Source organism: Streptomyces sp. H39-S7 (assembly GCF_027158205.1).
GTDB lineage: Bacteria > Actinomycetota > Actinomycetes > Streptomycetales > Streptomycetaceae > Actinacidiphila.
The window spans coordinates 160259-172413 of record NZ_JAPVLU010000010.1 but is presented as its reverse complement, the minus strand read 5'-3'; the positions used below and the strand labels follow the sequence as shown (position 1 = coordinate 172413).

Below are 12155 nucleotides of genomic sequence, written 5' to 3'. Positions count from 1 at the left end.
TTTGCGCGCTTTTGCCCGAACGATGTCCGAGGCACTACTCCGGGGCCGCGCGCCCAGGGGAGAACGACGAAGGCCCGGTCCCTGATTTCTCAGGAACCGGGCCTCCGTACTGAAGTAGCGGGGACAGGATTTGAACCTGCGACCTCTGGGTTATGAGCCCAGCGAGCTACCGAGCTGCTCCACCCCGCGCCGTTGTGTCCTCACTGTAGACCAGCCGCGCTGAGCAGTGCAAATCAGTTCCGGCCGGACAGGGGCGGCACGAGGGCGCCGGGGCCGGAGCCGACGCCCTACGCCGTGAGCTCGTGCTTCACGGCGTCGGTGAGCCGCGCGGCGCGCTCGGCGACCTCGGCCGGGCCGCACTCGATGGCGCGCGCGCACCAGCCCTGGGCCTCGGCCAGCTCGCCGTGCCGGGCGGCCAGCAGCGCCATCCGCAGCGCGGCGCGGCCGTGGCCGGCGTCGGCGGCGCGGGTCCACCACAGGGCGGCCTCGGGCTCGCTGCCCTCGCGGGCCAGCAGCAGCCCGAGGTTGAACGCGCCGTTGCGGCTGCCCGCCTCGGCGGCCTCGCGGTACCAGTGCGCCGCGTCCACCACGTCACCGCGCTTGGCGGCGCACATGCCGAGCCGCACCTGGGCGCGTCGGTGTCCCTGCCGGGCGGCGCGGCCGTACCACTCCTCGGCCTCCTCCTCGGCCTCGTCGGTGTCCGCGCGGTCCAGCAGCGCGCCGAGCCGGAAGGCCGCCTCGGGGCTGCCGCCGCCCGCGGCGCACCGCAGGTGGCGCTCGGCGCCGTGGTGGTCGCCCTCGCGCAGCAGCACGATGGCGACCTGCAGCGCGGCCTCGGTGTGGCCGGCCGCGGCGGCGCGCTCGTACCAGCGGCGGGCGGCGGCCTCGTCGCCCCGGTTGGTGTGCAGGATCCCGAGGTTGAAGGCGGCGTCGACGCTGCCGGCCTCGGCCGCCTTGGAGAACCACGGCTCGGCGCCCGCCGCGTCACCGCGCTGCAGCAGCAGTACGGCGAGCGCGTTGGAGGCCTCGCGGTGTCCGGCGTACGCGGCCTTGCGGTACCACTGCTCGGCCTGCGCGGTGCGGCCCTGGCCGGCGCAGAGCAGGCCGAGGTTGAACGCCCCGTTGATGTCGCCCGCGGCCAGCGCGCTGCGGTACCAGCGCTCGGCGGTCTGCGTCTCGCCCTCCTCGGCGTGCAGCGCCCCGAGCGCGTTGGCGGCGTTGCCGTCGCCCGCCTGGGCGGCGCGGCGCCACCATGTGGCGGCGGAGTCCACGTCGCCGGCGTCGCGCAGCAGGAAGGCGAGCGCGCAGGCGGCGCGCGCCTCGCCGTCACGGGCCGCGGTCAGGTACCAGTGGCCCGCTTCCTTGGTCTCGCCGCGCTCCTCCAGGAGCGTGCCGAGGCGCAGCGCGGCGCGGCGGTGCCGGCGCGCGGCGGCCTGCCGGTACCACTGCTCGGCCTCGCGCTCCTCGCCGCGCTCGGCGCAGATCCGTGCGATGCGGTACGAGGCCTCGCGGTGGCCGTGCTCGGCGGCGACCCGGAACCAGCGCTCGGCGCCGACGTCACGCCGGTGGTCCAGCAGGTCGGCCAGGGCGTACGCGCCCAGCGTGTGGCCCGACTCCGCGGCCTGGCGCAGCCAGTACTCGGCACCGGGCTCGTCGCCGCGCTCGCGGTAGTGGCGGCCCAGGGCGTGCGCGGCGGGCGCGGAACCCGCGACGGCGGCGATCCGCCACCAGTTGGCCGCCTCCTCCGGGTAACCGCGCTGGTGCAGCAGCAGGGCGAGGTTGTTGGCGGCGGCGCGGTCGCCGTTCGCGGTCGCGGCGCGCAGGTACGGCTCGGCACCGTCCAGGTCGCCGCGGCGCAGCAGCAGGGTGCCCAGCGCGCTCATGGCGGCGGGGTCGCCGTGGTCGGCGGCGCGGCGGTGCCGCACCTCGATCTCGGCCTCCTCGCGGACGGCGAGGCCCTCCTCGTCGGCGAGTTCGGCGGCCTCCGAGGCCTCGGGCAGATCGGACAGTTCGGTACGGGCGTCGGTCCTGGCAACGGGAAGGGACTCGGCGCGCGGGGCCGGCAGGAGACCGGATACAGCGGGCACGAGCCTGGAAGCGGACGTCGACGTATCACCCGTCGACCCGTGATCATGGATCTGACGAGTATTCAGCAGCCTTGCACCATCCCCCATAAGGTCCATCGTTGCACCACCCGTTACCGCCGTACACCTGGTATACCGCAACCCAATTGGTCACTTCAGCGTTTTGTCGACTTCCCGACTTGACGCCTTACCAAACGCACAGCCTCGCGCGTCCCCCAAATAAGTGAAGAGGCCCGGAGTCTGTTGACTCCGAGCCTCTTCTGCAGTAGCGGGGACAGGATTTGAACCTGCGACCTCTGGGTTATGAGCCCAGCGAGCTACCGAGCTGCTCCACCCCGCGCCGTTGTGTCGCAACAGTACCACGACGCGAGGTGTGTCTGATCAGCCCTTCTTTGCCGTCTTCTGCTCCGCTTCCACTGCCTTCTGGAGTGCCGTGGCGAGCTGCTTCTGCGCCTCGCCGTACTTGGCCCAGTCGCCGGCCTTCATCGCCGCCTGGCTCGCGTCGAGCGCCTTCTGCGCCTCCGCCAGCGCCGCGGCGACCGTCGGATCGGTCGTCGGCTGCGTGGGCTGCCCGGTACTCGGTGGCGGCTGGGTGGTGCTCCCCTGGCTGCTGAACACCTCGTTCAACGCCGCCTCGAGGGTGTCCTGGAAGCCGATCTGGTTCCCATAGGTCACCAGAACCTTCCTGAGCAGCGGGTAGTTGGTGCCCGCGCCCCTGACGTAGACCGGCTCCACGTACAACAGGCCGCCGTTCAACGGGACCGTGAGCAGGTTGCCGTACTCGACCGTCGAGTCGCCCCCGCGTTTGAGCAGGTTGATCTGTGGCGCGACCTTGTTGTCGGAGTTCAGCTTGCTCTGCACCTGTTTGGGCCCGTCCACCGTGGTGTTCGGTGGCAGCTGGAGCATGCGGATCGAGCCGTAGTCCTTGCTCGTCGCATCGGCGTCGACCGCCATGAACGCGCTGAGGTTGTCACGCCCGTTGGGGGTGAACGTGGTCGTCAGCGAGAACGACTGCGCGCTCTGGTCCGGCATCTTCAGGCTCAGGTAGTACGGCGGAACCGCCTTGCCGGTCTTCGCCGCCGGGTCGTCCGGGACCTGCCACACCTCACTGCCGCTGTAGAACGTCGACGCGAGGGTCACGTGGTAGCGGGTCAGCAGCTGTCGCTGCACCTTGAACAGGTCCTGCGGGTACCGCAGGTGCGCCATCAGGTCCGGGCTGATCGCGCTCTTGGCCTTGACCGTGCCGGGGAACGCCTTCATCCAGGTCTTCAGCACCGGGTCCTTCGCGTCCCACTGGTACAGGGAGACGTCACCGGTGTACGCGTCCACGGTCGCCTTGACCGAGTTGCGGATGTAGTTGACCTGGTTCTGCTGTGCGAGCACCGTGCGCTGGCCGTCGGTCAGCGAGTCGGCCGTGGTGTCCCCCAGCGTGGTGCGGGAGGCGTACGGATAGCCGTTCGTGGTCGTGTACGCGTCCACGATCCACTGCACACGGCCGTCGACGACCGACGGGTACGGGTCGCCGTCGATGGTGAGCCACGGCGCGACGGCCTCGACCCGCTCCTTGGGCGTCCGGTTGTAGAGCACCTTGGAGCCCTTGCCGATCGCCCCCGAGTACAGGATCTGCGGCTCGCCGAAGCTCACCGCGTACGCGGCGCGGGTGAGCGGGTTGTCGAGCCCGACCCCGCTCTTGCCGGTGTAGGTGAACGCCTTCTCACCGCTGCCGTCGGTGTAGTCGATCTCCTTCGTCGGCCCGCCGACGATCGAGTACTGCTTGGTCTGCTCGCCGTAGTAGATCCGCTGCTGGTACTCGGGGAGGCTCCCGGTGGCCGGCAGGTCCTTCTCGGTGAAGTCCGGCGAGCCGTCCGCCAGCGCGTTCGTCCCCTTGGCCGCGACCATGCCGTAGCCGTGGGTGTACTTGAAGTGGTCGTTGATCCAGTTGTTCTCGGGGATGCCGTCGACGTTCAGCTCGCGCAGGCCGACGACCGTGTCCTGCTCCTTCTTGTCGGTCGTGTACCGGTCGACGTCGAGCGTGGACGGGAAGGCGTAGTAGCCGCGGGTCTGCTGCAGCTGCTGGAAGGTCGGCGAGACCACGTTCGGGTCCAGCAGGCGCACGCTCGCCGTGGTGTTGGCGTCGGCCCGCAGGATGTCCTTGTTCGGAGTCGTGGGCGCCCCCGGGTACGGGGTCACCTTGCTGTCCTCGATCCCGTACGCCTCGCGCGTGGCATCGATGTTCTTCTGGATGTACGGCGCTTCCTTGGCGGCCTCGTTCGGCTGCACCTGGAACTTCTGCACGATCGCCGGGTACAGCCCGCCGATCAGGATCGCGGAGAGCACCATCAGGCCGAAGCCGATCATCGGCAGCGACCAGGTGCGCCGCCACAGCGTCGCGAAGAACAGCAGCGCGCAGATGATCGCGATGGCGAAGAGGATGTTCTTCGCCGGCAGGTACGCGTTCGCGTCCACGTAGCGCAGGCCGGTCCAGCTGCTGGTGGCCTTGAAGTCGCTCGACTTCACCGCCAGGCCGTACCGGTCCAGCCAGTACGCGACGGCCTTGAGCGAAACGAAGATGCCCAGCAGCACCGACAGGTGTCCGGTGGCCGCCGCCGTGGCGCGGCCGCCGGGCGAGGTGATCCGCAAGCCGCCGTACAGGTAGTGCACGAGCGCGGCCGCCACCAGGCCGAGCACCACGGCCGCGAAGCCGAAGCTCAGCAGGAAGCGGTACCAGGGCAGGTCGAAGGCGTAGAACGCCACGTCCTTGTGGAACTGCGGATCCTTCGTGCCGAACTGCGTGGCGTTCGTGTACAGCAGCCACGTGCGCCACTGGCCGGACGCCGAGCCGCCGGCGATGAGGCCGACCATCGCGCAGACCGCGAGCAGCACCCACTTCTTGTACGGCGCGATGCCCATGCGGTACCGGTCGAGGCTCTGCTGCTCCAGCGACATCGCGCTGAGCGGCGGCCGGAGCCGGTGGGCCAGGAAGATGTTGACACCCACGGCGGCCGCCATCAGCAGGCCGAAGGTGAAGAACAGGCCGATCTTCGTCCACAGGGTGGTGGTGAAGACGGATGAGTAGTGGACCGAGCGGTACCAGAGCCAGTCCGTCCAGAAGCCCGCGAACATGACGAACGCGATGGCGAGCACGATCAGCGCGCCCAGCGTCATCAGGAGCGTCCGCGTGCGCCGGGACGGACGGCCGAGTCTGATCCGGGGCCCGGTCGGACCTCCGCCGCGATCCGGCATCTGGAATACCAAGGTGCGCACCTCGAAGTGTCGGTGTCTATGGGTGTCCCGGGTCGGACCCCCACTGGTGCAACTTATTCACGCTTTACTCGGTTCCCGATTTTGGCCTGGGAACAGGCAGGATATTGACCATGTCCAACATTGCGACCGATGGAGCACCTCTCGCGGCGAGCCCGCTGACCCGTGCCGTACTGGAGATCGACGAATATGCGTCCGGTCTCGGCTGGGACCGGCCCGCGCGGCTGTTCGCCCTGGTCGACACCGCACGCCTGCGCACACAGGAACCGGGCCTGGCCGACCAGCTGGGGCTCGCGGAGAAGAACGCCGGGGCGCTGACCCCCGTCGAGCAGGACGAACTGCCCGAAGGCAAGGCCCTGGACGAGTTTCTCGCCACGATCGCCTGGCCGGATGTGATCGCCGGCTGCGCCATGACGGTGGAGCGGCTGATGCTCCCGCCGTCCGCGGAGGCGGCGATCCCGGAGGGGCTGAACGACGCCAAGCTCGCGAAGTGGGTCGCCGAGCACCCCGAGCGCCAGGAGGTGCGGATGACGGTCGCCGTACTGCGCAACGGGGCCCGCGAATCCGCCATCAGGCTGCGGTCCAAGGACACCGCCACCGAGGTCCTGACCGGCTCCGACCTCGTGCCCGGCCTGGCCGAGGCGCTGGCCGCCACCTTCGAGAGCTGAGCACCGACGGCTGAGCGCCGGCGCGGCGGGCGGGTCCCGCGAGGGTCCGCCCGCCGCCGATCAGTCCTTCGAGCAGCTCGGCAGGGCGGCCGTCCGGCCCGCCTTGATGTTCTCCAGGGCCGTCACGGCCTCGTCCATCGTGCCCACCTTGACGAGGGTGAGGCCGGAGGGGACGTCCTTGGCGGCCTCGGCGCAGTTGTCGGCCGGGGTGAGGAAGTACTGCGCGCCCTGGCCGCGCGCCCCGATCGTCTTGAGCCCGATGCCGCCGATGGGGCCCACCTTGCCGCTGTCGTCGATCGTGCCGGTGCCGGCCACGAACTTCCCGCCGGTCATGTCGCCCGGGGTGAGCTTGTCGACGATGCCGAGGGCGAACATCAGACCCGCGCTCGGGCCGCCGACGTCGGCGAGCTTGATGTCGATGGTGAAGGGGAAGAGGTGCTCGACGCCCGCCTGGATGCCGACGACCGCGCGCGCCTTGCCCTCGTCGGTCGACTTCCGGGTGGTGACGGCGACCTCCTGCGTCTCGCCGTCCTTCTTCTTGGCCGCCGCCTCCGGGATGACGGTGAAGACGACGTTCTGCCCCGGCTGGTGCTTGGTGACGAGCTCGGCGACGTCCCCGGGCTTCTTCACCTCGGTGCCGTCCACCGCCTTGATCACGTCGCCGGCGTGCAGCTTGCCCTCGGAGGCACTGTCCTTGACGACCGCGCCGACGATGATCCGGGAGGAGACCGGGATGTTCAGCTTCTTGAGCGCCGAGACCTTGGCACTGTCCTGGGACTGGGTGAACTCCTCGGCGTTCTGCTGATCGGCCTGCTCGGCGGTCTGGCCCTGCGGGTAGAGGGTGTCGTGCTCGACGACCTTCTCGTCATGGCCGATCCAGCCGACCACGGCCTCCACCAGGTTCATCCGGTAGTCCGCGCCCGTCACCCGCACGGTGGTCATGTTGAGATGACCCGACGTCGGATAGGTCGCGTGCCCGGAAATCTGCAGGACCGGTTCACCCCCGTGGTCACCCAGGGTGTTGACGGTCGGCCCGGGCGACATCTCGGCGTACGGAGCCGGTGTCAGCAGGGCGGCGCACAGCAGCGCTATCAGCGTCAGGGTCGCGGCGATCAGCGTCGCGGTGCGGCGTGGCATTCCACGAATGTACGGGACCGGTCCGACAAACGGCCCGCTGGGCCGGTCCGCGGGGGCCGGGACGTCGGCGGCCCGACTATCCGGAATGGGACTTCTGCATCGCCTCGCGGAACCGCTCGTAGTCCGCGAGCGAGGATCCGTCCCCGGTGACACGGGTGCGCGCCGCCCAACTGCCCCAGACCGTGGCAACGAGCACGGCGACAAGCGGAATGAGCAACCAAGCCAGCGCTGCCATGAAGTACTCCCGACCCGCGAACGCCGATTATGGACCTATGAGCAGATTAACCACCCAGTAGGACAACGGTCGGGGCGGGTCGGGAGTTACGCAACCGGAGGGCATCCGGCGCTGGGCCGAACGGCCCAGCGCACACGGCGCTACGCGCCGACCCGCCCTCCCGTCGCCCGGCCACCACCCCTGCCGGACAGCGCTACGCGCCGACCCACTCCTCTTGGCCATCCGCGAAGGTCTGGTGCTTCCAGATCGGGACCTCGGCCTTGAGCTCGTCGATCAGCTGGCGGCAGGCCGCGAACGCCTCGCCGCGGTGCGGGCACGAGACTGCCACGACCACCGCCAGATCGCCCACCCGGAGGTCACCCACACGGTGTAGGGCCGCCAGTGCCCGCACCGGGAAATCCGCCGCGACCTTCTCCGCGATCCGCCGCATCTCCGCTTCCGCGGTGGGGTGCGAGGAGTAGCCGAGGCCCGTCACCTCCGCGCCGGAACCGCCGTCGTGGTCCCGTACGGTCCCCACGAACAGCGCCGTGCCGCCCGCGGCCTCGTGGCCGACGGCCGCGAAGACCTCGTCCACGGAGAGGGGGGTGTCGCGGATCTCCAGGAGCCGGATCGGGTTCTGCGCGTCAGCGTGCGTCGGTGCCATGCGGCTCATGCTGCCTTATCCGCCCGCGATGCGGAAGTTCGATTCCGCCGGTCGCCCGACCGGCGGTTCCGGCACCGCCCGGCGTCCTCCCCCCTAGATTCCGCGCCGCTTCCGCGCCCTGCGCACCAGGGCCGCCGTGCCCACCAGGGCGACCGTCGCGCCGGCCGCGCCCAGGGTGGTGGCGTCCTTGCGGCCGAGCCGGCGGCCGGCGACGGAGTTGCGGCCCGCGACCTCCTCCAGGAGCTGGGCCAGCACCTCCTCGTTGGTCCACTGGGGCCGCCAGCCCGCCTCGTGCAGCCGGCTGCCGCTGACCACCCACGGGTGCATCGTGTACGCCAGGTCACCGGCCGGGGACGGGGTGAGGCCGAGGCGGTGCAGGCGCGAGGCGGCGCCGAAGGCGATGGCCGGCGGCAGCTCCATCCGGCGGATGCCCGACAGCTCCTCGACCTCCTCCTGCTCCAGCCAGCCGTCGCAGCCGACCGCCATCTCCCCGTCGACCTTCTCCAGGACCGCGTACTCCAGCGCCGACACCAGGTCCTCGACGTGGCAGAACTGCCAGCAGGGCCGGCTGCCCGCCACCACGAGGAGCCGTGGCGACTCGAAGTACCTGGTCAGCGCGGTGTCCGTGCCGCCGACGAGGACGGCGGGGCGCAGGATCGTCACGTTCAGCCCGGGGTGGGCGCGCGGGGCGCGGCGGCCCAGCCGCTCGATCTCCAGCAGGTCGTCGACGAAGCTGGCCTCGGCGGTGGCCCGCAGCGGGGCGTCCTCCGCGAGCGGCACGTCGTTGTCGGCCTGGGCGCCGTAGACCATCGCCGAGGTGCACAGCACCGCACGGCGCACCCCCGCGGCGGCCGCCGCGGTGAGCACCGTCTGGGTGCCGCGCACGTTGAAGGCGGTACGCGCCTTGGGGTCGGACTCCAGATCGAGGTCGAGTCCCAGGTGGACGACGACGTCGACGCCGCGCAGTTTCTCCGCGATGGCGGGGTCGCGCACGTCGAGGACCCGCCAGGTCGCTCCCGGCACGTCCCCGCGGCGTTCGTCGATCGCGACGACCTTCTTGACTTCGTCGGAGTCGACGAGCCGCAGCGCGAGCAGATGGCCGAGGCCGGACGCCGCACCGGTGATCGCCACCACAGGGCCCGTGGGGGCCTTGGACGGGCTCCGCTCTGGGCGAACGTGTGCTTCTGGGGAACTCACCGGGTGTCTCCCACGGTTGTTTCTGGTACGAGGTGCGCACTTGGTACGCAGCCATCCTGCCTGACTGGTGTCTAGGCTGGAGGTACAGCCCACAACACACCGCCCCAGACACAGCCCCCAACACAGAGCCGAGGAAACCCGTGAGCGACCACCCATTCGGATTCGGCGTCCCTCCCGAGGAGCCCGAGGACGGGGACGAGGGCAAGAAGCAGGGCCCCGGCGGACAGGGTGCCGACAACCCCTTCGGCTTCGGTGGCGTGAATCCGTTCGGCGGCGCCGGCGGGGACAACCCCTTCGCCGCGATGTTCGGCTCCCTGAACCCCAATGACCTCGGTGCCGCCTTCCAGCAGCTCGGCCAGATGCTCTCGTACGAGGGCGGCCCGGTGAACTGGGACATGGCCAAGGACATCGCGCGCCAGACCGTCGCGCAGGGCACCGCGGACGGCGTCAAGGACGCCAGCGTCGGCCCGGCCGAGCGTTCCTGGGTCTCCGAGGCCGTCCGGCTCGCCGACCTGTGGCTGGACGGGGCTACGTCGCTGCCCTCCGGCTCGGGCAGCGCCGTGGCATGGAGCCGCGCCGAGTGGGTCGAGGCGACCCTGCCGGCGTGGAAGGAGCTGGTGGACCCGGTCGCGGAGCGGGTCGGCGCCGCCATGGGCGACGTGCTGCCCGAGGAGATGCAGGCCATGTCCGGGCCCCTGCTCGGAATGATGCGCTCCATGGGCGGGGCGATGTTCGGCAGCCAGATCGGCCAGGCGCTGGGCACCCTGGCGGGCGAAGTCGTCGGCTCCACCGACGTGAGCCTCCCGCTCGGCCCGGCCGGCAAGGCCGCGCTGCTCCCCGCGAACGTCGCGGCCTTCGGCGAGGGCCTGGGCGTCCCGCAGGAGGAGGTGCGGCTGTACCTGGCGCTGCGCGAGGCCGCCCACCAGCGGCTCTTCGCCCACGTGCCGTGGCTGCGGGGGCACCTGTTCGGCGCGGTCGAGGGCTACGCGCGGGGCATCAAGGTCGACACGACCAAGCTGGAGGACGCGGTCGGCCAGCTCGACCCGTCGAACCCCGAGGCCATGCAGGAAGCGCTGGCGCAGGGCATGTTCCAGCCCGAGGACACCCCCGAGCAGAAGGTGGCGCTGGCCCGGCTGGAGACGGCGCTCGCGCTCGTCGAGGGCTGGGTGGACGCGGTCGTGCACGCCGCCGCGGCCCCGCACCTGCCGTCCGCCGCCGCGCTGCGCGAGACGCTGCGCCGCCGCCGGGCGACCGGTGGCCCCGCCGAGCAGACGTTCGCGACGCTCATCGGCCTGGAGCTGCGCCCGCGCCGGCTGCGCGACGCCTCCCGGCTGTGGGCCTCGCTCACCGACGCCCGCGGTGTCGACGGCCGGGACGGCCTGTGGGAGCACCCCGACATGCTGCCCACCGCGGAGGACCTGGACGACCCGGACGGCTTCGTGCACCGCGAGACCGCCGACTTCTCCGAGCTCGACAAGATGCTCGGCGAGGCCGCCGAGAAGCGCCTGTCCAAGGGCGATACGGGCAAGACGAACACCACAGACACGACAGACACGACGGACGAGACGAAGGACGACGAAGGCAAGTGAGTCTGCACGCGGACGCGGTGCGCGTCCTGAAGGAGTGGGACGCGCCCGACCCCGGCCAGGAGAAGCTGCGGCTGGAGTACCTCGACCACCTCGACAGCGCTCCCGACGGCATGTGGAAGGCGTCGCAGCCGGGGCACATCACCGCCAGCGCGCTGGTGGTGGACCCGGAAACCGGGCGGGTGCTGCTGACCCTGCACAAGAAGCTGCGGATGTGGCTGCAGATGGGCGGCCACTGCGAGCCGGAGGACGCCACGCTGGCGGCCGCCGCGCTGCGTGAGGCCACCGAGGAGTCCGGCATCGCCGGGCTGACGCTGCTGCGTCCTGAGCCGGTGAACCTGGACCGGCATCCGACGCCCTGCGCCTGGCACCTGGATGTGCAGTACGCGGCGATCGCGCCGGCCGGCGCGGTCGAAGCGATCAGCGAGGAGTCGCTGGACCTGCGCTGGTACGGGTACGACGAGGTCGGCTCGGTCGCCGACGGTTCGGTGGGGACGCTGCTGGCCCGTACCCGCGCGCTGCTCTGAGGCGACGCGCGGGCACGGCCCGTACCGGTGACCGGCTCAGCGGTTGTTGGTCCAGATGTTGCCCTGGTTCTGGGCGTGGGCGCCCTGCTGGCCCACCCCGAACTGAGCGCGCACGCCCTGGCCGATCTGCGCGTTCTGCGGCGGCATCAGCTCGCTGGGCTGCACCAGGACGTATCCCTGGCCCACGAAGTTGAGCTCCCAGCCCTCTCCGGTGTTGCCGCGCCGGCGGTAGACCGAGGAGCTGCTGGTCTGCGCCTGCATCTGGACCCGCAGCGAGGACGACCAGGCGACCACCGCGTCGGCGTCGCAGGAGACGTACTTGTCCGGGGTGACCGGCATCAGCAGCGGCTTGCCCGAGGTCATCAGCGCGACCTTGCCCTGGCCCGAGATGTTCAGGTTGTAGGCGCCGGTGCCGGACAGGCCGAACTGGCTGTCCACGGCGATCACGTCCCAGTGCAGCCCGGAGTCGAGGGCGAGCACGTAGGCGCTGTCCACGGTGAGGCCGTCATGGTCGACGTCCACGACGTGGATGTGCTGGGCCAGGTTGGCGAGGTACACCGTGCCCTGCCCGGAGCAGCGCATCAGGTCCAGGCCCTCGCCGGTGGCCATGCGCGCACCGCGCTGGTTGCGCGACTGGAACTCGCCGTCGAATTCGATCATGCCCTGGTAGGCGACCATCGCGCCCTTGCGGGCGAGGCAGTCACGGCCGGAGTTGCCCTCCAGCTTCACCCGCAACAGGTACGGGTTCTGGAGTGCGTAGAGGTCGTTCGACTGGACCTCGGTGTTCGCGAAAAGTGGGCTCTGCATATCGGTCGCT

At 70.9% G+C, this 12155-nt stretch carries 10 protein-coding genes and 2 tRNA genes; 3 read left to right on the top strand and 9 right to left on the bottom strand.

The features are described from left to right. Positions 1-115: 115 nt before the first annotated feature. The 4 genes from O3X23_RS12210 to O3X23_RS12195 form a co-directional block, all read right to left on the bottom strand. Positions 116-189: transfer RNA gene (locus tag O3X23_RS12210), tRNA-Met, on the bottom strand. Between the two features lie 98 nt (positions 190-287). After that, positions 288-2174 (bottom strand): tetratricopeptide repeat protein, encoded by a 1887-nt coding sequence (locus tag O3X23_RS12205; protein ID WP_269271322.1) that lies wholly within the window; start codon positions 2172-2174, stop codon positions 288-290. A 176-nt stretch (positions 2175-2350) separates the two neighbouring features. Continuing rightward, positions 2351-2424, bottom strand: a tRNA-Met gene (locus O3X23_RS12200). Positions 2425-2465: 41 nt separating this feature from the next. Next, the gene (locus tag O3X23_RS12195; RefSeq protein WP_269271321.1) at positions 2466-5327 is read right to left on the bottom strand and encodes a UPF0182 family membrane protein; all 2862 of its coding nucleotides are present in this window, start codon (positions 5325-5327) and stop codon (positions 2466-2468) included. 131 nt (positions 5328-5458) lie between these two features. Between O3X23_RS12195 and O3X23_RS12190 the strand changes: the two genes are divergently transcribed. After that, on the top strand, positions 5459-6013 hold the full coding sequence (locus O3X23_RS12190) for a PPA1309 family protein (RefSeq protein ID WP_203675294.1): 555 nt from the start codon (positions 5459-5461) through the stop codon (positions 6011-6013). 60 nt (positions 6014-6073) lie between these two features. Here the strand turns inward: O3X23_RS12190 and O3X23_RS12185 are convergent, their stop codons facing one another. From O3X23_RS12185 to O3X23_RS12170, 4 genes are all read right to left on the bottom strand, one after another. Next, positions 6074-7150, bottom strand: a complete 1077-nt coding sequence (locus O3X23_RS12185; RefSeq protein ID WP_269271320.1) for a YlbL family protein — start codon at positions 7148-7150, stop codon at positions 6074-6076. A gap of 76 nt (positions 7151-7226) precedes the next feature. Next, the gene (locus tag O3X23_RS12180; protein ID WP_269271319.1) at positions 7227-7385 is read right to left on the bottom strand and encodes a hypothetical protein; all 159 of its coding nucleotides are present in this window, start codon (positions 7383-7385) and stop codon (positions 7227-7229) included. A gap of 193 nt (positions 7386-7578) precedes the next feature. Further along, complete coding sequence (locus O3X23_RS12175) at positions 7579-8037, bottom strand: molybdenum cofactor biosynthesis protein MoaE (RefSeq protein ID WP_269271318.1); 459 nt, start codon at positions 8035-8037, stop codon at positions 7579-7581. Between the two features lie 84 nt (positions 8038-8121). Further along, positions 8122-9225: an SDR family oxidoreductase gene (locus O3X23_RS12170; RefSeq protein WP_269271317.1), complete on the bottom strand. Its 1104-nt coding sequence runs from the start codon at positions 9223-9225 to the stop codon at positions 8122-8124. A 140-nt stretch (positions 9226-9365) separates the two neighbouring features. Between O3X23_RS12170 and O3X23_RS12165 the strand changes: the two genes are divergently transcribed. Further along, positions 9366-10814: a zinc-dependent metalloprotease gene (locus tag O3X23_RS12165; RefSeq protein WP_269271316.1), complete on the top strand. Its 1449-nt coding sequence runs from the start codon at positions 9366-9368 to the stop codon at positions 10812-10814. Further along, on the top strand, positions 10811-11338 hold the full coding sequence (locus O3X23_RS12160; RefSeq protein ID WP_269271315.1) for an NUDIX hydrolase: 528 nt from the start codon (positions 10811-10813) through the stop codon (positions 11336-11338). The genes O3X23_RS12165 and O3X23_RS12160 overlap by 4 nt, the downstream gene beginning before the upstream one ends. A gap of 36 nt (positions 11339-11374) precedes the next feature. Here the strand turns inward: O3X23_RS12160 and O3X23_RS12155 are convergent, their stop codons facing one another. Continuing rightward, positions 11375-12145, bottom strand: a complete 771-nt coding sequence (locus O3X23_RS12155) for an AIM24 family protein (RefSeq protein ID WP_269271314.1) — start codon at positions 12143-12145, stop codon at positions 11375-11377. Between the last annotated feature and the right edge of the window lie 10 nt (positions 12146-12155).